General features: G+C 50.4%; 1 protein-coding gene. It reads right to left on the minus strand.

Going from position 1 to position 252, the window contains the following annotated elements; all coding sequences use genetic code 11:
* Nucleotides 1-63: 63 nt before the first annotated feature.
* Nucleotides 64-252: hypothetical protein (locus VC182_RS11540; protein WP_323485383.1), on the minus strand; the 189-nt coding region annotated here is incomplete at its 5' end.

The following is a 252-nucleotide window of genomic DNA, read 5'->3' on the forward strand; positions in this document are numbered from 1 at the left end:
AGATTTAACGACTTCTCCTTAATCACGCTGTTAATGACAGCGCGTATAGTCTTTAGCTCACGCTCAACGGTCGTCGTCTTGACGGTAGTTAGTCGGTGCTTGATGTAGCGACGCGCCATCTCTCGGGGTCACATCAGCTAGCGCAATGTCTCCACCGGTGACATCGTAGATATTCTTCCAGCGCTTGAGGGTGTTCTTCTTGAACTTTTCTGATGTGCCGTGCTCGTGATTCTCAAAGTAGACGTCGGTCGC

Origin of the sequence: Polynucleobacter sp. AP-Nickl1-40-C4, assembly GCF_035012665.1 — a bacterium.
GTDB lineage: Bacteria > Pseudomonadota > Gammaproteobacteria > Burkholderiales > Burkholderiaceae > Polynucleobacter.